Origin of the sequence: Bradyrhizobium sp. BEA-2-5, assembly GCF_032918025.1 — a bacterium.
GTDB classification, from domain to species: Bacteria; Pseudomonadota; Alphaproteobacteria; order Rhizobiales; family Xanthobacteraceae; genus Bradyrhizobium; species Bradyrhizobium pachyrhizi.
In genome coordinates this window covers 7,334,068-7,355,925 of the sequence record NZ_CP136629.1, presented here as the reverse complement: position 1 = coordinate 7,355,925, position 21,858 = coordinate 7,334,068, and the positions used below count along the sequence as shown (strand labels likewise).

The 21,858-nt window shown below is 64.9% G+C and carries 21 protein-coding genes; 19 read left to right on the top strand and 2 right to left on the bottom strand.

Going from position 1 to position 21,858, the window contains the following annotated elements:
* Positions 1-109 precede the first annotated feature (109 nt).
* A complete protein-coding gene (locus RX327_RS34345; protein ID WP_057015953.1) occupies positions 110-631 on the top strand; it encodes a DUF992 domain-containing protein in 522 nt (173 codons plus the stop codon).
* Between the two features lie 319 nt (positions 632-950).
* Complete coding sequence (locus RX327_RS34340; RefSeq protein WP_317248532.1) at positions 951-1,433, top strand: DUF992 domain-containing protein; 483 nt, start codon at positions 951-953, stop codon at positions 1,431-1,433.
* Positions 1,434-1,481: 48 nt separating this feature from the next.
* Here RX327_RS34340 and RX327_RS34335 read toward each other — a convergent pair whose 3' ends face one another.
* Positions 1,482-2,414, bottom strand: a complete 933-nt coding sequence (locus RX327_RS34335) for an alpha/beta fold hydrolase (protein WP_050382795.1) — start codon at positions 2,412-2,414, stop codon at positions 1,482-1,484.
* A gap of 118 nt (positions 2,415-2,532) precedes the next feature.
* On the opposite strand from RX327_RS34335, the gene RX327_RS34330 reads away from it, so the two are divergent.
* The 6 genes from RX327_RS34330 to RX327_RS34305 all read left to right on the top strand — a co-directional run bounded on the left by RX327_RS34330 (position 2,533) and on the right by RX327_RS34305 (position 8,951).
* A complete protein-coding gene (locus RX327_RS34330; RefSeq protein WP_050382792.1) occupies positions 2,533-3,447 on the top strand; it encodes a LysR substrate-binding domain-containing protein in 915 nt (304 codons plus the stop codon).
* Between the two features lie 207 nt (positions 3,448-3,654).
* The gene (locus RX327_RS34325) at positions 3,655-5,658 is read left to right on the top strand and encodes an elongation factor G (RefSeq protein WP_410712110.1); all 2,004 of its coding nucleotides are present in this window, start codon (positions 3,655-3,657) and stop codon (positions 5,656-5,658) included.
* A 183-nt stretch (positions 5,659-5,841) separates the two neighbouring features.
* Positions 5,842-6,483 (top strand): YoaK family protein, encoded by a 642-nt coding sequence (locus RX327_RS34320; RefSeq protein WP_028336070.1) that lies wholly within the window; start codon positions 5,842-5,844, stop codon positions 6,481-6,483.
* Positions 6,484-6,514: 31 nt separating this feature from the next.
* Positions 6,515-7,357, top strand: coding sequence for a shikimate dehydrogenase (locus RX327_RS34315; RefSeq protein WP_317248531.1), 843 nt, complete (start codon positions 6,515-6,517; stop codon positions 7,355-7,357).
* Positions 7,358-7,473: 116 nt separating this feature from the next.
* Positions 7,474-8,052 (top strand): hypothetical protein, encoded by a 579-nt coding sequence (locus tag RX327_RS34310; protein WP_317251392.1) that lies wholly within the window; start codon positions 7,474-7,476, stop codon positions 8,050-8,052.
* Positions 8,053-8,342: 290 nt separating this feature from the next.
* A complete protein-coding gene (locus tag RX327_RS34305) occupies positions 8,343-8,951 on the top strand; it encodes a hypothetical protein (protein ID WP_050383015.1) in 609 nt (202 codons plus the stop codon).
* Positions 8,952-9,128: 177 nt separating this feature from the next.
* On the opposite strand, the gene RX327_RS34300 is transcribed toward RX327_RS34305, so the two are convergent.
* Positions 9,129-10,265: an alpha-hydroxy acid oxidase gene (locus RX327_RS34300; RefSeq protein ID WP_317248530.1), complete on the bottom strand. Its 1,137-nt coding sequence runs from the start codon at positions 10,263-10,265 to the stop codon at positions 9,129-9,131.
* Between the two features lie 142 nt (positions 10,266-10,407).
* On the opposite strand from RX327_RS34300, the gene RX327_RS34295 reads away from it, so the two are divergent.
* The 11 genes from RX327_RS34295 to RX327_RS34245 all read left to right on the top strand — a co-directional run bounded on the left by RX327_RS34295 (position 10,408) and on the right by RX327_RS34245 (position 21,853).
* Positions 10,408-10,581, top strand: coding sequence for a hypothetical protein (locus tag RX327_RS34295; protein WP_167350366.1), 174 nt, complete (start codon positions 10,408-10,410; stop codon positions 10,579-10,581).
* Positions 10,582-10,797: 216 nt separating this feature from the next.
* Complete coding sequence (gene glmM / locus RX327_RS34290) at positions 10,798-12,144, top strand: phosphoglucosamine mutase (protein WP_317248529.1); 1,347 nt, start codon at positions 10,798-10,800, stop codon at positions 12,142-12,144.
* A gap of 208 nt (positions 12,145-12,352) precedes the next feature.
* Positions 12,353-13,609, top strand: coding sequence for an MFS transporter (locus RX327_RS34285; RefSeq protein WP_317248528.1), 1,257 nt, complete (start codon positions 12,353-12,355; stop codon positions 13,607-13,609).
* A gap of 301 nt (positions 13,610-13,910) precedes the next feature.
* Positions 13,911-14,756, top strand: a complete 846-nt coding sequence (locus RX327_RS34280) for an outer membrane protein (RefSeq protein ID WP_317248527.1) — start codon at positions 13,911-13,913, stop codon at positions 14,754-14,756.
* A gap of 179 nt (positions 14,757-14,935) precedes the next feature.
* Complete coding sequence (locus tag RX327_RS34275) at positions 14,936-15,820, top strand: outer membrane protein (protein ID WP_244481690.1); 885 nt, start codon at positions 14,936-14,938, stop codon at positions 15,818-15,820.
* An 81-nt stretch (positions 15,821-15,901) separates the two neighbouring features.
* Positions 15,902-16,492: a glutathione S-transferase family protein gene (locus RX327_RS34270; protein WP_317248526.1), complete on the top strand. Its 591-nt coding sequence runs from the start codon at positions 15,902-15,904 to the stop codon at positions 16,490-16,492.
* A gap of 18 nt (positions 16,493-16,510) precedes the next feature.
* A complete protein-coding gene (locus RX327_RS34265) occupies positions 16,511-16,984 on the top strand; it encodes a GNAT family N-acetyltransferase (RefSeq protein WP_050382780.1) in 474 nt (157 codons plus the stop codon).
* 168 nt (positions 16,985-17,152) lie between these two features.
* On the top strand, positions 17,153-17,365 hold the full coding sequence (locus tag RX327_RS34260) for a hypothetical protein (protein WP_050382779.1): 213 nt from the start codon (positions 17,153-17,155) through the stop codon (positions 17,363-17,365).
* A 78-nt stretch (positions 17,366-17,443) separates the two neighbouring features.
* The gene (locus RX327_RS34255; protein ID WP_317248525.1) at positions 17,444-18,616 is read left to right on the top strand and encodes a phosphoserine transaminase; all 1,173 of its coding nucleotides are present in this window, start codon (positions 17,444-17,446) and stop codon (positions 18,614-18,616) included.
* Positions 18,617-18,824: 208 nt separating this feature from the next.
* Positions 18,825-20,414 (top strand): phosphoglycerate dehydrogenase, encoded by a 1,590-nt coding sequence (serA, locus tag RX327_RS34250; protein ID WP_317248524.1) that lies wholly within the window; start codon positions 18,825-18,827, stop codon positions 20,412-20,414.
* 266 nt (positions 20,415-20,680) lie between these two features.
* Positions 20,681-21,853 (top strand): thiolase family protein, encoded by a 1,173-nt coding sequence (locus tag RX327_RS34245; protein ID WP_239621340.1) that lies wholly within the window; start codon positions 20,681-20,683, stop codon positions 21,851-21,853.
* Positions 21,854-21,858 lie beyond the last annotated feature (5 nt).

Here is a 21,858-nt window from a genome sequence, read left to right as displayed (position 1 = left end):
GCCACACGCGGGAAGTTTTTACGGCGTCTTTGCGCACTGCCTTGTTTTGGACACGAGCCTTCCTTCCTGTCCGCCGCGCAAATTCAGTTCACCTTGCGGAGACAGTTCAATGCGACTTTCGACCCTCACCCTTGCAGCGCTTGCGTTGCTGGCGCCGTTCGCCACCGCCAACGCGGCGCCTCAGGTTCAAGCCGGGGTCCTGCAATGCCAGGGCGGCGAGAATGTCGGCTTCGTTGTCGGCTCTGTCGCGCGCCTCGAATGCGTGTTTCAGAGCGGCGGCCGTCGGCCCGAGCCCTATGTTGCGACCGTGAAGCGGATCGGCGTCGACCTCGGCGTCACCGCGACGACCCAGCTCGCTTGGGCCGTGAGCGCGCCGACCACCCAACTCCCGCGCGGTGCGCTGGCCGGCAGCTACGGCGGCGTCGGCGTCAATGCCTCGGTCGGCCTCGGTGCCGGCGGTAACTTCCTGTTCGGCGGCCCGAACAATGCCTATGCGCTGCAGCCGGTCAGCGTGCAGGGCCAGACCGGCCTCAACGTTGCGGCCGGCATCGCCGGGATCGATCTCGAGCCGGTCGCCTACGGCGGTCCGCGCCGTCATCATCGTCACCACCGTCATCATCACCACCACTAGATTTTTTTGACGCGTTTTCTTCACGCGAACCGGTATCCACTTCGCTCGAAAACGCTCTAAGCTGGTCGGTGTTCGATCAAAGAGGCCCGCGAAAGCGGGCCTCCTTTTTGTTGTCTGTTGTTTGCTGTCCGTTGCTCGATCAGTCGTCAGGCCCGGGAGGAACATAGCAACGCCGCAACATCTTCTGACAATCGGTGGCCGGGCACCGCAAATTCTGGCTGGACGTTCGATGTTGTGGCATAGGATGCGAACGGCGCCGCAGACACGGCGCCGTTCTGTTCTCTGCTCGCGTCATGCCCCTCAGCCGGAGACTCCCACCATGCGTCGCTTCACTTTCCTCGCCGGTGCTGCCATTGCCACGCTGACCGCAATCGTTGGCGCCAGCGCCCAACAGCCGATCCAGCGCGTGCAGGTCGGCGTCCTTGAATGCCGGGGTGGCGCGAGCGTCGGCTTCATCGTCGGTTCCGTGACCCATCTCGGTTGCGTGCTGCGCGCCAATGGTCTGCCTGAGGATCGTTACATCGCGACCATCCAGAAGGTCGGCATCGATCTCGGCATCACCCAGGAATTGGCGCTGGCCTGGGGCGTCTACGCGCCGGTGGACCGGCTCGGGCCGGGTGCGCTCTCCGGCAACTATGCGGGCGCGCAGGGCAGCGCCTCGGTCGGTGTCGGACTTGGCGGCAACGTTCTGGTCGGCGGCTCCAACAACTCCATCGCGCTCCAGCCGCTCAGCGTGCAGGGCCAGGTCGGCCTCAACGTCGCCGCCGGACTCGAAAGCCTGGAACTGCGTCCGGGCCGCTAAAGCCGTCTAAGCATGATCTTATCGGAAAACCGCTTCGCACTTCATGCTCTAACATGCGTCCGTGCGGTTGATCAGCTTGCCGAAGAAGCCGCTTGCTTCTTCGGCAACGATCCCGGGCGCCTCGGCGTGAACATAGTGCCCGGTCTCGACGAACCTGATCGAAGATTCGCTCCAATAGTCTTTCAACCTGTCCGACCATTCGGGCGCGATCAACGGATCGCGGCGGCCCCAGAGAAAGCGCGAGGGCACGTCGATGCGCGGCTGCGCCGGCAGCTTGCCTTCCAGCCAGAGCCGGCGATTAGGCGCGGACGAGAGATACCAGTCGAACCCGCCCTGGATGTTGCCCGGCTTCATGAAGTTGTCGACATAGGCTTCCAGCAGCTCGCCGAACACCGCGGGATCGTCGCCCGACCAGTGGTCGAGGAAATGCCGGAAGTAGAGCCGGCATGACTCGCGCGAGCTTCCGACCAATTGCGCGGCCCATGGCAGCTGCTGGAAGTATTGATACCAGACCTCGATCAGGTGACCGGGCTGGCCGTAGCGATGCCCGAGGCCCGGATAGGGCGTGCAGAGATAGAGCGTCCCGGTCAGCCGCTGCGGCTGACGATGCGACATCGCCTGCATGACATAGGCGCCGAGATCGCCGCCGATCACGCCGAAGCGGTCATGACCGAGCGCGTCCATGACAGCAAACATATCCAGCGCGTGACGCTCCGCGGTGGCCGACGCATCGGGCCCCGGTGTCGGCTTGCCGGTGTCGCCGCAGCCGCGCAAGTCGGGCGCGATCAGTTCAAAACTGTCGCCGAGGCGCAGCATCAGCGGGCGCCACACCAACCAGAACTCCGGCCAGCCGTGAAGCAGGAGCAGCGGCGGCCCTTTGCCGAAGCGCGCGACGTTGACGCGCAGGCCGCCGATATCGATCTTCTGTTGTGTGATGCCTGCCGCGGCTGCTTCCGCGAAGGCTTTTTCCAGCGCCGTCATGGGGACTCCTTTGCCGCAGGCTGTCCGCGTTCGCGCGTCCGGTCCAATACTTGTTCGATACGGTTGCAGAGCTATTGCGTATGACTGACGGTACCCGCCGGCGTGCTATACCGACGGCATGGAATTGCGACATCTCAGATATTTCGTGGCGCTCGGCGAGGAATTGAATTTCACCCGCGCGGCCGAGCGGCTGCACATCGCGCAACCGCCGCTGAGCCAGCAGATCCGTCAGCTCGAGGACGAACTCGGCGTGACGTTGCTGCAGCGGAATAGCCGTCCTGTCAGGCTCACCGAGGCGGGCGAGCTGCTGCTTGCGCGCGCCCGCTCCCTGCTCGCAAATTTCGAGGCCGCGGTTGCGGACACGCAGCGCGTCGGGCGCGGACAGGCCGGCAAGCTCGCGATCGGATTCGTCGGCTCCGCGATGTTCGCCGGTCTGCCCGATATCATAGGCAGCTATCGCGACGCCTGTCCCGACGTCGAGCTCGTGCTTGACGAGATGCTGGCGGCCGAGATTGCCGAAGCGCTGCGGCGACGCCGGATCGATGTCGGCTTCGCACGCCCGGCGCTATTGCCGGAGGCGGGTCTTGCCCAGCGCCTGATCCTGGAGGAGCCCTATGTCGCGGCGTTGCCGCGCGCACATCCGCTTGCCGAGAGGGACGACATTGCGCTTGCCGAATTGTCCGATGATGCCTTCGTGCTCTATCCGGCGCGGCCGGAGCCTTCGGTCACCGGCCTGATCGTCGCCGCGTGCCAGGCCGCCGGTTTCACGCCGCGGCTCGCGCAGGAGGTGCTGCATCTGCAAACCGCGATCGGCCTGATCGCCGCCGGCGTCGGTGTGTCGCTCGTTCCGGAGGCCGCGGCACGCGCGCAGACCGGTCGCGGCGTGGCTTACATCGCGCTCGCCGCGCCGGCGGTGTCGGCTCCGCTCACGATTGCGTGGCGCGATGAAGATGTCTCGCCCGCCGTGCAGCGTCTGCTCGACCTTGCGATACGTTGGCGCGAGATTGCTCCGGGACTTGCACGAAGGAACTGACGCAGCGGACGCAATTGTCCGGACGAAGGCTCGGAATTGCAAACTTCCGCGACGCCGCACCGCAGCGACGTTTTCCTGCTTGCCAAACGCCAAACGCAGGCAGAGCATAAACGGTCGCCGACCCAATCACGGGCCGAGCTCCACACCAAGGAGGCGGCGAATGGGACAAGACGTCAGAAGTCCCCGGGTCCACGGTGCATCGCGCTGGTGGGCCCTTTCCAAAGCGGTAAAACCACACTTCTCGAAGCAATCCTGGCGCGAACGGGCGCAATCCCGCGCGCCGGCAGCGTCGACGCCGGAACCTCCGTCGGCGACGCCACGCCGGAGGCCCGTCATCACAAGATGGGCGTAGGCCTGACCGCCGCCACCACCACCTTTATGGGGGACAGCTACACCTTTATCGATTGTCCCGGCTCGATCGAATTCGCGCACGATATGCGTGCAGCGTTGCCGGCGGTCGACGCCGCAATCGTGGTCTGCGAGGCCGACGAGAAGAAGCTGCCGCAGCTTCAGATCATCCTGCGCGAGCTGGAGGAGCTGAAGGTCCCGCGTTTCCTGTTCCTGAACAAGATCGATCGCGCCAACGAGCGCATCCGCGAGACGCTCGCCATGCTGCAGCCCGCCTCGCGCGTGCCGCTGGTGCTGCGCCAGATCCCGATCTGGAAGGACGAGTTGATCGAGGGCTTCGTCGATCTCGCGCTGGAACGCGCCTTCATCTATCGCGAGCACAAGGCCTCCGAGGTGATCGCGCTCGCAGGAGGCGATCTCGATCGCGAGAAGGAAGCCCGCTTCTCGATGCTGGAGAAGCTTGCCGATCACGACGATGCGCTGATGGAGCAACTGCTCGAGGACATCCAGCCGCCGCGCGATGCCGTGTTCGACGATCTCGCCCGCGAATTGCGCGAAGGCTTGATCTGCCCGGTGCTGCTGGGCTCGGCTGCGCGCGAAAACGGCGTGCTACGCCTGATGAAGGCGCTGCGCCACGAAGCGCCCGGCATCGCGGAGACCGCCAATCGGCTCGGCATCAAGGATCAGAAGGACGCGCTCGGCTACGTCTTCAAGACACTGCATTCGCAGCATGGCGGCAAGCTGTCGCTGACGCGGCTGCTTGCCGGCCATCTCGACGACGGAGCGACGATGCAATCCTCGAGCGGCGAGAGCGGACGCGTCTCAGGCATCCTCGCGGTCTCGGGCGGGCATGACAGCAAGCGGCCGCAGGCCGAGGCCGGTGACGCTGTCGCGCTCGGCAAGCTCGATGCGATCAAGACCGGCGACACGGTGTCGAACGGCAAGACGCCGCCCGCGGCCTCGCTGGTCAAGGTCGACCCGGCCGCGGCCGTGCTGTCGATCTCGATTGCCGCGACCGACCGCAAGGACGATGTCAAGCTCGGCCAGGCGCTGCTGCGGCTGAACGAGGAAGATCCCTCGCTGACGATGATCCAGAACCCGCGCACCCATGACACCGTGCTGTGGGGGCAGGGCGAGATGCACCTGCGCGTGGCCGGCGAGCGGTTGCGCGATCGCTTCGGCGTCAAGGTCACCTCGCATCCGCCCGGGATCGGCTACCAGGAAACCATCCGCAAGCCGATCGTTCAGCGCGGGCGGCACAAGAAGCAGTCCGGCGGCCACGGTCAGTTCGGCGACGTCGTGCTCGACATCAGGCCGCTGCCGCGCGGGTCAGGCTTTGAATTCCACGAGAAGGTCGTTGGCGGCGCGGTGCCGCGCAACTACATCCCGGCGGTGGAAGAAGGCGTGGTCGACGGATTGGCGCGCGGCCCGCTCGGATTCCCCGTCACCGACGTGGAGGTAACGCTGACCGACGGCTCCTATCACAGCGTCGATTCCTCCGATCTCGCCTTCCGTACGGCGGCGCGGATCGGGCTCAACGAAGGTCTGCCGCAGTGCCAGCCGGTCTTGCTGGAGCCGATCCACATGGTCGAGATCGTCTGCCCGACCGACGCCACTGCCAAGATCAACGCGATCCTGTCGGCGCGGCGCGGCCAGATTCTCGGCTTCGATACCCGCGAGGGCTGGAGCGGCTGGGACTGCGTCCGGGCCATGATGCCCGAAGCCGAAATCGGGGAGCTGATCGTCGAGCTGCGCTCGGCCACCGCCGGCGCCGGCAGCTTCACCCGCCAGTTCGACCACATGGCCGAGGTCACCGGCCGCGCCGCCGACCAGATCATCGCCGCGCATCGCGACGCGGCCTGATGGCACTACGTCATTCCGGGGCGATGCGTTAGCATCGAACCCGGAATCTCGAGATTCCGGGTCTGGTCCTTCGGACCATCCCGGAATGACGGACGAGGCCGCTTTGCTTCGCTCCCTTCCTTCCCAAACCGACTGCTTTCATGAACATTGCCGTTCTGAACACCGGGAGCGATTCCCACCGTCATGCTTGAATCCCGCCGTAACCTGGCGCTGGCCTGCGCGCTCAGCGCAATGGCCGGCTATGTCGACGGCATCGGCTATCTGCATCTCGGCGGGCTGTTCGTGTCCTTCATGAGCGGCAACTCGACGCGGCTTGGCGTGACACTGGCCGAGGGGCATTGGCAGCACGCCCTGGAAGCGCTGGAGCTGATCGTGCTGTTCGTCGCCGGTGCCGCAGCCGGTAGCCTGATCGTGCTCAGCGCGCTGGCGCATCGCCAGCCCCTGCTCCTGCTGGTCGAGGCGTGGCTGCTCACGGCGGCGGCGGTGGCCTATGCCTATGGCCTGCCGAACGCCGCGGTCGCCGCCATCGTGCTGGCGATGGGGCTCGAGAACGCCGTATTTCAGCTCGAAGGCGGCGCCGGGCTCGGCCTCACCTATGTCACCGGGGCGCTGGTGAAGGCCGGTCAGCTGATCGCCGCCGCGCTCACCGGCGGCGCGGGCTGGGCCTGGCTGCCGAACCTGCTGCTGTGGGCGGCGCTGGTCGCGGGCGCGCTCGCCGGCGCGCTGGCCTATGGCTGGATCAACCTCGCCGCGATCTGGTTCGCCGCCGCCGCCGCGTTCGCCCTCAGCGCGCTGGTTGCCGCAACCGCGAAGCGGACGGATTGACAGCGCGCCTGCCTTGGCCGATGTCACGATCATGACGTCCTCAAGCAAAACCCGCGCCGCGTGTCTGATCGGATGGCCGGCCGCGCATTCGCGCTCGCCGCTGATTCATCACTACTGGCTGCGCACGCTCGGCATCGAAGGCGGCTACGTCATCGAGGCGGTGCCGCCCGAGAATTTGCGCGATTTCGTGCTGCGGCTGTCTCTCCGCGGCTTCGCCGGGGCCAACGTCACCATCCCGCACAAGGAAAGCGTGCTGGCGCTATCGGCACCGGACGAGCGCGCCCGTGCGGTCGGCGCCGCGAACACGCTGTGGTTTGCCGACGGCGAGCTGCGTTCGACCAACACCGATGTCGAAGGTTTCATCAACAATCTCGACGCCAGCGCGCCCGGCTGGGGCGCGGCCGAGGAGGCGCTGGTGCTGGGCGCCGGAGGCTCCGCGCGCGCGGTCGTGTTCGGCCTGCTGGAACGCGGCATCGCGCGCGTGCATCTGGTCAACCGCAGCATCGATCGCGCCCGTGCGCTGGCCGGGCAATTCGGCGCGCGGGTTCATCCCGCGACCTGGGACAAGGTTGATGAGCTGCTGCCGCGCGCCGGCCTGCTGGTGAATACCACCTCGCTCGGCATGCATGGTCAGCCCGCGCTCGAGATCGATGTCCGCCTGCTGCCGCAACACGCGGTCGTTGCCGACCTCGTCTATGTTCCCCTGGTGACGCCGCTGCTGGCCGCTGCAACGGCGCGCGGCCTGAAGACCGCCGACGGGCTCGGCATGCTGCTGCATCAGGCGGTGCGCGGCTTCGAGCTGTGGTTCGGGCAGCGTCCGCAGGTCACGCCGGAACTGCGTGCGCTTGTTGAGGCCGATCTCACAAAGACTTGAGGCCTGGAATAGCATCTCCGGAACGGGGTCTGGTGTTAGTCCCCCGCGTTCCCTCCCGGAGATCAGTTATGCCTGCCAGCCGTTCCCATCTCATTCGGCCGTTCATTGCGCTCGCGATGGTGACGGTGTCCACGCTCTACGCGCTCGCGCAACAGCCGCCGACGCCGACGCGGGTGCGTGGAACCGTCGAGAGCGTCGACGGCGATACGCTCGCGGTGAAGTCGCGCAGCGGCGAGGACGTCAAGCTGCACATGGCAGGCAACATGGTGGTGCTCGGTCTCACCAAGATCGCGCTGTCCGACATCAAGGTCGGTTCCTTCATCGGCACGACCACCGTGCCCGGCTCCGACGGCACGCCGAAGGCGGTCGAGGTGCATGTCTTTCCGGAGAGCATGCGCGGCACCGGCGAGGGCTCCCGGCCCTGGGACCTCAAGCCGAATTCCAGCATGACCAATGCGACGGTGGCCGAAAGCGTCGTCGGCAATGACGGTCACACGCTGCTGGTCAAGTACAAGGACGGCGAGAAGAAGGTGGAGGTCACACCCGATACGCCGGTCGTGACCTATGTTCCCGGCGACAAGGCGGACCTGAAGGCCGGCGCGAAGGTCATCGCCTTCATGAAGCAATTGCCCGACGGCTCGTTCGAGACCAACCGCGTCAGCGTCGGCCGCGACGGCTTGGCGCCGCCGATGTGAAGCACAATGTCATCCCGGGGGCGATGCGAAGCGTCGAACCTCAATTCGCAATTGCGAATTGCGGGATCTCGAGATTCCGGGTCTGGTCCTTCGGACCATCCCGGAATGACGATGTGAACGGGATCAGAACATGCGAGCGTATCACCTGTCCGTTATCGCAGTAACAGTCCCCTCGTCCGGCGCGTAGCTCTGGTGCGAGCCGTTGCTTCCGCGAGAAGTTGTGGCTTGCACGGAATACCACCAATTCCCCGGTGTTCCTTCATCCGCCAGCCCAACCCATGAGGGACACCATGCCGAAATCGACGCTGTTCGCCGCATTGCTTCTTGTTGCCTTTGCCTCGGCTGCATCCGCGCAGCAGCCGCCGGCGGTGCGCATCCGCGGCACCATCGAGGCCGTCGACGGCGCGATGCTGTCGATCAAGTCGCGCGACGGCGCCGACATGAAGGTGCGGACCACCGACAACGTCGCGGTGTTCGGCGTCGCCAGGACCGACCTGTCGGAGATCAAGCCCGGTTCCTATATCGGCGTCACCGCGATGCCCGAGCCCGACGGAACGCAGAAGGCGATCGCGGTTCATATCTTCCCGGAAAACCAGCGCGGCGCCGCCGAAGGCTTTCGTCCCTGGGACCTGCGCGCCAACTCGACCATGACCAACGCCACCGTCGCCGAGACCGTAAAGGGCACCGAAGGCCAGAACATCACGGTGAAGTACAAGGACGGCGAGAAGAAAGTCGTGGTGCCGCCGGGCACCCCGGTCGTCACCTTCGTCGCCGGCGACAAGTCGGAGCTGAAGCCGGGCGCCAAGATCATCATCTTCGGTGCGGTGAAGAAGGACGACGGCACGCTGGAAGCCAACCGCGTCAACGTCGGCCGCGACGGGATCGCGCCGCCGATGTGATGCTGAACAGGCCCCGCTGTCGTCCCTGCGAAAGCAGGGACCCATAACCACAGGGTTGAGTTGTTGAAGCGCGCTGTCGCCCGCAGCGCTGCGAAACGACGGCCATCGGTGGTTATGGGTCCCGGGTCGCGCTTCGCTTGCCCGGGACGACGTGTTGAGAGAGGCTGCCGCTCCGCGCTAAACCGCCAGCACGTGATCGTCGATCTCGGCGATGGTGTTGACGCCGCACAGCCCCATCGTGGTGGTGAGCTCCTTGCCCAGGATGTCGATCGCCTTGGCGACGCCGGCCTGGCCGCCGGCACCCAGCCCATAGGCATAGGCGCGGCCGATCATGCAGGATTTCGCGCCGAGCGCGAGCGCGCGCATCACGTCCTGGCCGGAGCGGATGCCGCCGTCGAACATGATCTCCATCTTGTCACCGACGGTGTCGACGATTTCGGGCAGGACCTCGATCGAGGACGGTGCACCGTCGAGCTGACGGCCGCCATGGTTGGAGACCACGATCGCCTGCGCGCCGGTCTTTGCGGCGAGTTCGGCGTCCTCGACGTCGAGAATGCCCTTCAGGACCAGCTTGCCCGGCCAGATCGAGCGGATCCAGTCGATGTCGTTCCAGTTCAGCGAGGTGTCGAACTGCGAGGCGGTCCATTCCGACAGCTTCGTCAGATCCTCGGTGCCTTTGACGTGGCCGGCAATGTTGCCGAAGGTGCGGCGCTTGCCCTGCAGCACGCCCGACACCCAGGCCGGCTTGGTGGCGAAATCGATCAGCTTCGACAGCGACCATTCGGGCGGCACCGTCATGCCGTTCTTGATGTCCTGGTGGCGCTGTCCGATCACCTGGAGGTCGACGGTCAGCACCAGCGCCGAGCATTTCGCCGCGATCGCGCGCTCGATCAGCGCTTTGATGAAGCCGCGGTCCTTCATCACGTAGAGCTGGAACCAGAACGGCTTCTCGACATTGGCGGCGATGTCCTCGATCGAGCAGATCGACATGGTCGATTGCGTGAACGGGATGCCGGCGGCCTGCGCGGCGCGGCAGGCGTGGATCTCGCCGTCGCCGTGCTGCATGCCGAGCAGGCCGACGGGCGCGAGCATCAGCGGCATGGTCGAGGGTTCGCCCAGGATCGTGGTCGAGGTGTCGCGCTTGGAGACGTCGACCAGGATGCGCTGGCGGAATTTGATCTGCTGCAGATCTTCCGAATTCGCGCGCAGCGTGTCCTCGGTGTAGGAGCCGCGGTCCGCATAATCGAAAAACGCCTTCGGCACCCGGCGCTTGTGCAGCTGGCGCAGGTCTTCGATGCAGGTAATGTGCTTCATGGACGGTCCCGGCCCTTCTTCTGTGTCGCAAGTTCGATGTCGCGAGCCTTGTTTTAGGCAGCAAGTCTTGCGGGTGTTCGATCTTGCCGTCATCTAGCATGGATGGGGGAGCTGCCAAATCGAAGACGGATGGGAGAGCGCGATGACCCAATCAGGCTCCAAGCCGAAAGCAGACGAGAGCGCCGAAAAGCGCCGGCTCGACGAGGCCCTCGAAGAGGGGCTGGAGGAGACGTTTCCGGGTTCCGACCCGGTCAATGTCACCCAGCCGGCCCCCAGCAAGGGCGACCAGCACGTCAAGCGGAACGGCAAAGGGTAGGAGACGACGTTCGCTCCCCTGGTTGCCGAAAGAGTAATAATGTTATACCTTTCAGTGCTTTAATGTCGAAGCACGGGGTTTTGCCCCGGTAATGATTCATCATATTTTTTGAAGTCCTTTTAGCGCCTGGCAGTCTATAAGGCCGATGCACGCTAGACTGGTAGGCGTTCAGGACTCTCTCGCCGGGTGGTTCGAGAGGTCCGTGTTGGGGGTTATATGAGCCGCAAATATTTCGGGACGGACGGGATTCGGGGCCGCGCCAACGGACTGATCACGCCGGAGCTCGCGCTCAAGGTCGGCCAGGCCGCAGGCCTTGCGTTTCAGCGCGGTGACCACCGCCACAGGGTCGTGATCGGCAAGGACACCCGCCTGTCCGGCTACATGATCGAATACGCGATGGTCGCAGGCTTCACCTCGGTCGGCATGGACGTGCTGCTGGTCGGCCCGATGCCGACGCCGGCGGTCGCGATGCTGACCAAGTCGATGCGCGCCGATCTCGGCGTGATGATCTCGGCCTCGCACAATCTGTTCGAGGACAACGGCATCAAGCTGTTCGGCCCGCAGGGCTTCAAGCTTTCCGACGACGTCGAGAAGCAGATCGAGCAGCTGCTCGACGAATCTCTCGACAGGAGGCTGGCACAAAGTGCGAGCCTGGGCCGCGCCCGCCGCATCGACGGCGTGCACGACCGCTACATCGAATTCGCCAAGCGCACGCTGCCGCGCGACCTGTCGCTCGATGGCCTGCGCGTCGTTATCGATTGCGCCAACGGTGCCGCCTACAAGGTGGTGCCGGAAGCGCTGTGGGAGCTGGGCGCCGACGTGGTGGCGATCGGCGTCGAGCCCGACGGCTTCAACATCAACAAGGAATGCGGCTCGACCTCGCCCGAAGCGCTGTCGAAGAAAGTGCGCGAGATGCGCGCCGATATCGGCATCGCGCTGGACGGCGACGCCGATCGCGTCATCCTGGTCGACGAGCGCGGCCACATCGTCGACGGCGACCAGCTGCTCGCGGTGATCGCGCAGAGCTGGAAAGAGGATGGACGCCTGTCGCGCCCGGGCATCGTCGCCACCGTGATGTCAAATCTCGGCCTGGAGCGCTTCCTGCAGGGTCTCGGGCTGCAGATGGTGCGTACGCCGGTCGGCGATCGCTACGTGCTCGAGCAGATGCTGAACGGCGGCTACAATCTCGGCGGCGAGCAGTCCGGTCACATCATCCTTTCCGACTACGCCACCACCGGCGACGGTTTCGTGGCTGCCTTGCAGGTGCTGGCCGTGGTGCAGAAGCTGCGCCGGCCGGTCTCGGAAGTCTGCCACCGATTCGACCCGCTGCCGCAGATCCTCAAGAACGTCCGTCACAAGGGCGGCAAGCCGCTCGACGATTCCGACGTCAAGTCGGCGATCTCCGACGGCGAGATGCGCCTCAACGGCCACGGCCGCCTGCTGATCCGTTCTTCCGGCACCGAGCCCGTGATCCGCGTCATGGGCGAGGGCGAGGACCGCATCCTGGTCGAGGACGTCGTCGACACCATCGTCAGCGCACTCGGCCACGCCGCCGCGGCGTAGGACTGCTGATTCTCCAGGGCGTAGCTGCCAATTCCGTCATCCCCGCGCAGAGGCGGAGCCTTTGCGCGGGGATGACGGAGATGGATCTTGATTCAGCATCGCTGACCCACAGCGCATCGCAGCCATCGGCTAGCGCAACTGGTCCGCCTCACCTCCGCGTCGTACGACACGGAGGTATTTTTCTGCGAATCCGTCCGGGAATGCTGCATTGAACAAGCCCGTCGTAAGCGAAGAGGCACTGGGCGAGCCGGTGCTGGTGCCGGAGTTGACGGCTGCGCAGGCTGCGAAAGCGGCCGTGGCAGGGCCGGCTTACGTCGTGCTCGCCGGCATCAGCGTCTCGCACTTCCTCAACGACACCATGCAGTCGCTGATCGCCTCGGTCTATCCGATCCTGAAGGACACCTACGCGCTCGACTTCGCGCAGATCGGCATGATCACTTTGGCCTTCCAGTTCACGGCCTCGCTGCTCCAGCCGGTGGTCGGGCACTACACCGACAAGAAGGCACAACCCTATTCGCTGGCGATCGGCATGGCCTCGACCTTCTTCGGCCTGCTGCTGCTCAGCGTTGCGCACACCTATGGCGTCATCCTGATCGCGGCTTCCCTGGTCGGCCTCGGCTCGGCGGTGTTTCACCCCGAGTCGGCGCGCATCGCGCGACTCGCGTCCGGCGGCCGCTACGGCTTTGCGCAGTCGGTGTTCCAACTCGGCGGCAGTTTCGGTACCTCGATGGGACCGGTGCTCGCCGCGCTGATCGTCGTGCCGTTCGGTCAGGGCAGCATCGCCTGGTTCTCCTCGATCGCGTTCCTCGCGATCCTCATCCTCTGGCGCATCGGCATCTGGTACAAGCCGCAGATATCGGGCAAGAAGGCGGCCGCCATCGCGCGGCATCCCGACCATCCGGATCAGCGGCGCGTGAAGATCGCGCTGACCGTGCTCGTCGCGCTGCTGTTCTCGAAGCAGCTCTACGTCTCGAGCCTGTCGAGCTACTACATCTTCTACCTGATCGATCGTTTCGGCGTGTCGACGCAGGCAGCCCAGATCTATCTCTTCATCTTCCTCGCCGCGAACGCCGTGGGTGCGTTTCTCGGTGGTCCCCTGGGCGACCGCTTCGGCCGCAAGATCGTGATCTGGATCTCGATCCTGGGCGCGCTACCGTTCACGCTGGCGCTGCCTTATGCCGGCCTCTACGCCAGCGCCGTGCTCAGCGTCGCCATCGGCCTGATCATCTCCTCGACGACCTCGTCGATCATCGTGTTCGCGCAGGAGCTGGTACCGCACCGCTTCGGCATGATCTCCGGCGTGTTCTTCGGCGTCGCGTTCGGCATCGGCGGTCTCGGGGCCGCCGTGCTGGGCAAGCTCGCCGACCACACCTCGATCGAGTTCGTCTACCAGGTCTGCGCCTATCTGCCGGCGATCGGGCTGCTCGCGGTGTTCCTGCCGAAGATGCCGAACGCCGTGCGCTGAACGCTCGGCCGCAGACGCGACGCCCGCGTTAAGCATTCGCTAACACACGCGGCTCGCGTGCCCTGCGACCGGCACCCATGCGTCAACGCTTCATTAGCACTTGTGGCGGGATCGCGATGTTTCGCCGCCTCCTGCGCCATTTTATGGACCCATAAGCGACAGCCGCAGAAAAAGGTGAGAAAAAATCAACCTTAAAAATTAGGGTTAAGTGGCGCTTAAACATTTGCTGCCATCGTCCGGGGCGTGAGTTTCCGACGTGGGGCTTTCGTGTCGCCTCACTTGGCCCAAAAGGACGAAGCCAATGCGTAGCGTAAAGACCCTGATTGCCGCCGGTGCGGCATCTCTGTTGTCCTCGGCGGCGTTCGCCGCCGACATGCCCATCATGCCGCCACCTCCGATGGCGTATGCTCCTCCGCCGGTCCACGATTTCGGCGGCTGGTATCTGCGCGGCGACATCGGCATGACCAACACCCAGGCCAAGCTGCACGTTAACGCCTACGACACACTGCCGGCCGGCACCGCCTTCAACCAGTATGGCCACGGCTTCGACGGCGGCGTGCTCTACGGCATCGGCGTCGGCTATCAGTTCAACAACTGGTTCCGCGCCGACATCACCGGTGAGTATCGCTCGAAGGTGAGCTTCAACGGCACCGATTTCTTCACGTTCCCCGGTCCCAGCCCGCTGAGCGACGCCTATCATGGCGGCATCCAGAGCTGGGTTGGCCTCGTCAACGTCTACGCTGATCTCGGCACCTGGGGCTGTTTGACCCCGTTCATCGGTGCCGGTGTCGGTGCCGCGACGATCAAGACCTCGGCCTTTTCCGACGTCGCGACGTTCCCGAGCGGGTCGGGCCTGACCAGCTCCTTCATCGCCGATGGCGCCACCAAGACCAACTTCGCCTGGGCGCTGCATGCCGGTGTCGCCTACAAGGTCACCAACAACTTCACGGTTGAACTGGCCTATCGCTACCTCGACATGGGCACTGCCGGCCACGGCCAAGGTCACTTCTTCGACGGCACGCCGGTCGGTCCCTCGAGCTTCCAGTACCGCGACATCACTTCGCAGGACGTGAAGCTCGGCGTGCGCTTCAACTTGCCGTGCTGCGACGTGCCGCCGCCGCCTCCGCCGCTGATCCGCAAGGGTTAATTTCCAGCCTTCACGGTTAACGATTGCAACGGCGCGGGACCAGCCCGCGCCGTTTTTCTTTGCGCGTCGTGTCGCGAGCTTCTGCAACTTGCGTGCTCAAAAACGGGCGGCGACAACGATTGGTTAAGGTTAACAGGCGATGATCAACGCGAAATCGGTGCGGTGGATGGAGCGTTGCAATGCGTAGGTTGGTGCTGGCGGCGATGATGATTGGAACGGTGACCGGCGCACAGGCTGCCGATCTGCCGGACTTTCCGATCCTGCGCGGCTCCTATGTCGATGCACCGAGCAGGAGCGGAAACTGGGAAGGATGGTATGTCGGCGGCCAGATCGGCTATACCTCCGGCGACATCGATTTCAGCCACGCGCCAAGCGCGATGACCTCCTTCATGCTGCGCGAGAGCGTTCTGGCCGACCCGGTTTCGGGTTGGGGCCTGCTGCCGAAGAACCATGCGCAGAGCAACGGATTCGGCGCGTTCGTCGGCCGCAACTGGCAATGGGACGACGTCGTGCTCGGCGTCGAGGCCAACTACAATTACCTGAACGGCCTCGAAAGTTCGGCGGGCGACTCGATGACGCGGCAGATCGTGAATCCCAAGGGCGAGACTCCTCCGAGCGGGCACACCTACACCTACAACACGACGTTGTCGGGGAGCGCCGCCTTGCAGGTCAAGGACGTCACGACCTTCCGTGGACGCGCCGGATGGGCGGCAGGCAACTTCCTGCCTTACATGTTCGGCGGTGTTGCGGTGGGACGCATGTCCGTGTCGCGTTCGGCGACGGTGTCGTTTGACAAGTACGATGCCTGGGCCGAGACCCAGACGGTCGGCAACAACACCGTTACAATTCAGCATAACGACTACCTGGGCTCAGGCAGCGCCGCCCAGACGGAGCAGCGGGTGAACAACTATGCGGTCGGCTGGACCGCGGGCCTCGGGCTTGAATATTGCGTGGTCGGCGGGTTGTTTCTCCGCGGCGAGTGGGAATATGTGCGCTTCGCGGCGGTCAAGAATATCACCGTCGATATGAACAGCTTCCGGGTCGGCGCCGGCTACAAGTTCTGATCGCCGCTGCCGTAGCCGGCGACGGTTGACAGATCGGGGAGCGACTGCTGCTCTGTCGCCACACGGTCGGAGCGCGATCACATGAAAATCTACGGCGACGCCAATTCAGGCAACTGCCTGAAGGTGAAATGGGTGTGCGACAGGCTGGCGCTGCCGTACACATGGGTCGAGATCGACACCATGAAGGGCGGCAGCCGGACCGCGGAATTCCTCAAGCGAAACGGCTGGGGCCAGGTGCCGACGGTGGAGCTGGACGACGGCCGCACGCTCGCACAGTCCAACGCCATCATCCGCTATCTCGCCCGCGACAGCGACCTGATCCCGAGCGATCCCTATCGAGCGGCGCAAATGGATGCCTGGATGTTCTGGGAACAGAACAGCCACGAGCCTTATGTGGCCGTCTGCCGCTTTCAGGCCGTGTATCTCGGCAAGGCCATCTCGGAGATCGATCCGAACCTCGTCAAGCGCGGCTATGTCGCGCTCGATCATCTGGAGCGGCATCTGGCGGGCACGCAATTCCTGGTCGGAGAAGCGTTCTCGCTCGCCGACGTCTCGCTGCTCGCCTATACCCGTGTCGCGGAGGATGGCGGCCTCGAGCTCGCGCGCTATCCCGTGATCCGTCGCTGGATCGCCGACGCCGAGCGCGTGCTCGCGCTGCCGCCGGTCCGCTGACCTCAGGTGAATGCCGCCATGACTGAAGCTTCATCCATCACGATCCGCCGCGCTCGCCGCGAAGACGTCGCCGCCATCGTCGGCATGCTTGCGGACGATCCGCTCGGCAGTGCGCGCGAGCGGATCGAGGATCCGCTGCCGCAAAGCTATTACGAGGCCTTCGCGCGGGTCGAGCGCGATCCCAACCTGCAGCTCGTCGTCGCCGTCGACGGAGAGGGCGAAGGCGTCGTCGGCTGTCTGCAGCTTGCGGTTCTGCCGGGCATCAGCTCGCAGGGCGGCTCGCGCGGCCTGCTCGAGGACGTTCGCGTTGCAAAGCATTGCCGCAGCCGCGGCATCGGCGAGAAGCTCGTGCAGTGGGCAGTTACGGAGGCGCGCGCGCGAGGCTGCATGCTCGTCGAACTGCTGACGCATCAGACGCGCGTCGACGCGCAGCGCTTCTATGAACGGCTCGGGTTCGCACGCAGCCATGTCGGGATGACGATTCGCTTTTGACACGCGCGCAAGAAGTTGTGCCATCTACCGGGCAATACCTGCGGCAGCGGATAGTCTGCGATCCGGTTAACAGCCAATAAACTAAGCCGACCTCCGTGATTTTACGGGTCGGAACGAGTCCGGTATGTCGGACGTCTCCCACGGGGCGACGGGCAACTGGGGATTGGAATGTCGGATTATTCGATCGTGCGGGTCGGCAACGAATACATCGTGCAGGCCGGCGAGAAGCGCATTCTGAAAGTATCGAGCCGGCGCAGGGCCGTTAAGATCATGACCCTGGCGGCAGATTTGCTCGATCAGGAGACGATCCAGCAGGTCGAGGACGCCCCATCAATCAGCCGTGATGCCCGGATTGTTCCAGACGAGTCCGAACTTTCTTGACGTTTGGGTACCTTTCCACTATCCCCGACCGCGGGAAACCTCTCCCCACCGAGAGGCAGCTATCTGGAAGGGTAGATCATGACTGTAGCGAAGCCCGCTTCGCGGCCCACCGTGCCGCATTTCTCCTCCGGTCCCTGCGCCAAGCGCCCCGGCTGGAACGCCCAAAATCTCAAGGACGCAGCGCTCGGCCGCTCGCATCGCGCGAAGATCGGCAAGACCAAGCTCAAGCTCGCCATCGACCTGACGCGCGAAGTGCTCGAGGTCCCCGCCGATTACCGCATCGGAATCGTGCCGGCCTCCGATACCGGCGCGGTCGAGATGGCGCTGTGGTCGCTGCTCGGTGCGCGCCCCGTCACCACGCTCGCCTGGGAATCCTTCGGCGAGGGCTGGGTCAGCGACATCGTCAAGGAATTGAAGCTCAAGGACGTCACCAAGCTGAATGCGGCTTACGGTGAGATTCCCGATCTGTCGAAGGTCGATCCCAAGAGCGATGTCGTCTTCACCTGGAACGGCACCACCTCAGGCGTGCGCGTGCCGAACGCCGACTGGATCAGCGCGACCCGCGAGGGCCTGACCATCTGCGACGCGACGTCCGCCGCATTCGCGCAAGCTCTTGATTGGCCGAAGCTCGACGTCGTCACCTTCTCCTGGCAGAAGGCGCTCGGCGGTGAGGCCGCGCACGGCATGCTGATCCTGTCGCCCCGCGCGGTGGAACGGCTCGAGACCTACAAGCCGGCCTGGCCGCTGCCGAAGATCTTCCGCATGACCAAGGGCGGCAAGATCAACGAAGGCATCTTCGTCGGCGAGACCATCAACACGCCCTCGATGCTCTGCGTCGAGGACTATCTCGACGCGCTGAACTGGGCCAAGTCGATCGGCGGCCTCAAGGCGCTGATCGCGCGTGCCGATGCCAACACCAAGGTGCTCGCCGACTGGAAGGCGAAGACGCCCTGGATCGACTTCCTCGCCAAGGACGCTTCGATCCGCTCCAACACCTCCGTGTGCCTCAAGTTCACTGATCCCGCGATCACTTCGCTTTCGGCGGACGTGCAGGCCGACTTCTGCAAGAAGCTGGTCGCGCTGGTCGAGAAGGAAGGCGCCGGCTTCGACTTCGCCTATTACCGCGATGCGCCGGCCGGCCTGCGCATCTGGTGCGGCGCCACCGTCGAGGCCAGGGACGTCGAGCTGCTGACGCAGTGGATCGACTGGGCCTTCGCCGAGACCAAGGCCGCTCTGCCCAAGGCGGCGTGATTGCTTTCTTCGCCTCTCCCCGTTCTTACGGGGAGAGGTCGGATCGCGCAGCGATCCGGGTGAGGGGCTCTCTCCACGAGCACCTCGCCTGTGGCTGCCCCTCACCCCAACCCTCTCCCCGCAAGAGCGGGGAGAGGGAGAAGTGATCAGAGACTTCACCAGATCGGTCCAGGAGACCCGCCCGCCGCAGGGCAAAGGAACAATCGAGATGACCAAACCCAAAGTTCTCATTTCCGACGCGCTCTCGCCCGCCGCCGTGCAGATCTTCAAGGATCGCGGCGTCGAGGTCGACTTCCAGCCCAACCTCGGCAAGGACAAGGACAAGCTCGCCGAGATCATCGGCAATTACGACGGCCTTGCGATCCGTTCGGCGACCAAGGCAACCGCCAAGATCCTCGAGAAGGCGGCGAAGCTGAAGGTGATCGGCCGCGCCGGCATCGGCGTCGACAATGTCGAGATTCCCGCCGCCACGGCCAAGGGCATCATCGTGATGAACACGCCGTTCGGCAACTCGATCACGACCGCCGAGCACGCCATCACCCTGATGCTGGCGCTGGCCCGCGAGATCCCGCAGGCCGACGCCTCGACCCAGGCCGGCAAGTGGGAGAAGAACCGCTTCATGGGCGTCGAGATCACCGGCAAGGTGCTCGGTGTCGTCGGCTGCGGCAATATCGGCTCGATCGTCGCCGACCGCGCGCTCGGCCTGCGCATGAAGGTGATCGCGTTCGACCCGTTCCTGTCGCCGGAGCGCGCCAAGGACATCGGCGTCGAGAAGGTCGAGCTCGACGACCTGCTGAAGCGCTCCGATTTCATCACGCTGCACACTCCGCTCACCGACAAGACCAGGAACATCATCGACGCGGCTGCGATCGCCAGGATGAAGAAGGGCGTGCGCCTGATCAACTGCGCCCGCGGCGGCCTCGTCGACGAGCAGGCGGTGGTTGATGCGCTCAACTCCAAGCACATCGCGGGCGCCGCCTTCGACGTGTTCGTCGAGGAGCCCGCGACCAAGAACGTGCTGTTCGGCCATCCCAACGTGATCTGCACGCCGCATCTCGGCGCATCCACCACCGAAGCCCAGGAGAACGTCGCGCTCCAGGTCGCCGAGCAGATGTCGGATTACCTGCTCACCGGCGCGATCTCGAACGCCGTCAACTTCCCCTCGATCACGGCCGAAGAAGCGCCGAAGCTGAAGCCGTTCATCGCGCTTGCCGAGAAGCTCGGCTCCTTCGCCGGCCAGCTCACCGAGACCGGCATTCTCAAGGTCGAGATCACCTATGAGGGCCACGTCGCCGAGATGAAGATCAAGGCGATCACCTCCGCCGTGCTGTCCGGCCTGCTGCGGCCGATGCTGGGCGAGGTCAACGTCGTCTCCGCGCCGGTCGTCGCCAAGGAGCGCGGCATGGTGGTGGACGAGATCGTGCGCGCCGCCCAGAGCGACTATGAGAGCCTGATCACCGTCACGGTCACCACCGAGCGGCAGGAGCGGTCGGTCTCGGGCACCGTCTATGCCGACGGCAAGCCGCGCCTCGTCGACATCAAGGGCATCCGTGTCGACGCCGAGTTCGGCAAGTCCATGATCTACGTCACCAACGAGGACAAGCCGGGCTTCATCGGCAAGTTCGCGAGCCTTCTGGGCGACGCCAAGATCAACATCGCCACCTTCCATCTCGGCCGCGTCGCGCCCGGCAGCGATGCCATTGCGCTGGTCGAGGTCGACGGCGCAGTGCCGGCGGACCTGCTCGCCAAGGTGCAGGCCCTGCCGCAGGTCAAGCAGGCCAAGGCGCTGACGTTCTGATCCACTGACGTTCTGAGCCGCCGACGTTTTAGGGCGCCGATGTTTTAAACGTTGTTTGAGCGGTTCTCGTCGTCCCCGGAACGTGACGAACAAGATACCGCTCAAGCATATCCAAATTCCGATCTGCGGAACATGACGCCGTCTCCGGTCCCGGAGGCGGCGTTTGTCGTTCCGGGGCGTCCGGTATTGCTGTTGCGCCCGACGAAAAATGTGTACGAACGGGCCACGACGCGCCACAATGACCGTCATCTCAGAGGGAGAAAACAATGCGTGAAGCCGTCATCGTTTCCTATGCGCGCACGGGCCTGGCAAAATCCGGCCGCGGCGGGTTCAACATCACGCCGCCGATGTCGCTCGCGGCCCACGCCATCCAGCACGCGGTCGACCGCGCCGGCGTCGAGAAGGACTATGTCGAGGACTGCTATCTCGGCAATTGCGCCCATGGCGCGCCGAACATCGGCCGCCAGGCCGCGCTGCTCGCCGGCCTGCCGAAGACCACCGCCGGCGTCTCGGTGAACCGCTTCTGCTCCTCGGGGCTGCAGACCATCGCGATGGCCGCCAACTCGATCCGCTCGGATGGCGCCGACTGCATCGTCGCCGGCGGCGTCGAGAGCATCTCGATCCCCGGCGGCGCCACCCCGAAGGAATCGGTCGACCCGGAACTGCTCAAGGTCGCGCCCGACATCTTCATGGCCATGATCGACACCGCCGACATCGTCGCCGAGCGCTACAAGCTCAGCCGCGAATACCAGGACGAGTTCTCGCTGGAGTCGCAGCGCCGCATGGCTTCGGCGCAGCAGGCCGGCAAGTTCAAGGACGAGATCGTCCCGATGAAGACCAGGATGAAGGTCGTGGACAAGCAGACCAAGGCCGAGAGCATCGTCGACTACGTCGTCGACCGCGACGAGTGCAACCGGCCCGAGACCACGCTGGAAGGTCTCGCCAAGCTCGAGCCGGTGAAGGGGCCCGGCAAGTTCGTCACCGCCGGCAATGCCAGCCAGCTCTCCGACGGCGCCGCCGCCGTGGTGCTGATGGAAGCCAAGGATGCGGAGAAGCGCGGGCTGAAGCCGCTCGGCCGCTTCGTCGCCTGGGCGACCGCCGGCTGCGAGCCCGACGAGATGGGCATCGGCCCGGTGTTCGCCATTCCGAAGCTGCTCAAGCGCACCGGCCTCAAGATCGACGACATCGATCTGTGGGAGCTCAACGAAGCCTTCGCCAGCCAGTGCCTGTATTGCCGCGACCAGCTCGGCATCGATCCCGCCAAGTACAACGTCAACGGAGGCTCGATCGCGATCGGCCATCCCTTCGGCATGACCGGCGCCCGTCTCACCGGCCACCTCTTGCAGGAAGGCGCCCGCCGCAAGGCCAAGTGGGGCGTCGTCACCATGTGCATCGGCGGCGGCCAGGGCGGCGCCGGCCTGTTCGAGATCTACAGCTGAGCGCG

Coding starts and splice junctions, on each gene's coding strand:
- RX327_RS34345 (WP_057015953.1), top strand. CDS start 110: ATGCGACTTTCGACCCTCACCCTTGCAGCGCTTGCGTTGCTGGCGCCG.
- RX327_RS34300 (WP_317248530.1), bottom strand. CDS start 10,265: ATGAAGCACATTACCTGCATCGAAGACCTGCGCCAGCTGCACAAGCGC.
- RX327_RS34315 (WP_317248531.1), top strand. CDS start 6,515: ATGACGTCCTCAAGCAAAACCCGCGCCGCGTGTCTGATCGGATGGCCG.
- RX327_RS34260 (WP_050382779.1), top strand. CDS start 17,153: ATGTCGGATTATTCGATCGTGCGGGTCGGCAACGAATACATCGTGCAG.
- RX327_RS34305 (WP_050383015.1), top strand. CDS start 8,343: ATGCCGAAATCGACGCTGTTCGCCGCATTGCTTCTTGTTGCCTTTGCC.
- RX327_RS34255 (WP_317248525.1), top strand. CDS start 17,444: ATGACTGTAGCGAAGCCCGCTTCGCGGCCCACCGTGCCGCATTTCTCC.
- RX327_RS34310 (WP_317251392.1), top strand. CDS start 7,474: ATGGTGACGGTGTCCACGCTCTACGCGCTCGCGCAACAGCCGCCGACG.
- serA (WP_317248524.1), top strand. CDS start 18,825: ATGACCAAACCCAAAGTTCTCATTTCCGACGCGCTCTCGCCCGCCGCC.
- RX327_RS34295 (WP_167350366.1), top strand. CDS start 10,408: ATGACCCAATCAGGCTCCAAGCCGAAAGCAGACGAGAGCGCCGAAAAG.
- RX327_RS34270 (WP_317248526.1), top strand. CDS start 15,902: ATGAAAATCTACGGCGACGCCAATTCAGGCAACTGCCTGAAGGTGAAA.
- RX327_RS34280 (WP_317248527.1), top strand. CDS start 13,911: ATGCGTAGCGTAAAGACCCTGATTGCCGCCGGTGCGGCATCTCTGTTG.
- RX327_RS34340 (WP_317248532.1), top strand. CDS start 951: ATGCGTCGCTTCACTTTCCTCGCCGGTGCTGCCATTGCCACGCTGACC.
- RX327_RS34275 (WP_244481690.1), top strand. CDS start 14,936: ATGCGTAGGTTGGTGCTGGCGGCGATGATGATTGGAACGGTGACCGGC.
- RX327_RS34330 (WP_050382792.1), top strand. CDS start 2,533: ATGGAATTGCGACATCTCAGATATTTCGTGGCGCTCGGCGAGGAATTG.
- glmM (WP_317248529.1), top strand. CDS start 10,798: ATGAGCCGCAAATATTTCGGGACGGACGGGATTCGGGGCCGCGCCAAC.
- RX327_RS34265 (WP_050382780.1), top strand. CDS start 16,511: ATGACTGAAGCTTCATCCATCACGATCCGCCGCGCTCGCCGCGAAGAC.
- RX327_RS34320 (WP_028336070.1), top strand. CDS start 5,842: ATGCTTGAATCCCGCCGTAACCTGGCGCTGGCCTGCGCGCTCAGCGCA.
- RX327_RS34335 (WP_050382795.1), bottom strand. CDS start 2,414: ATGACGGCGCTGGAAAAAGCCTTCGCGGAAGCAGCCGCGGCAGGCATC.
- RX327_RS34245 (WP_239621340.1), top strand. CDS start 20,681: ATGCGTGAAGCCGTCATCGTTTCCTATGCGCGCACGGGCCTGGCAAAA.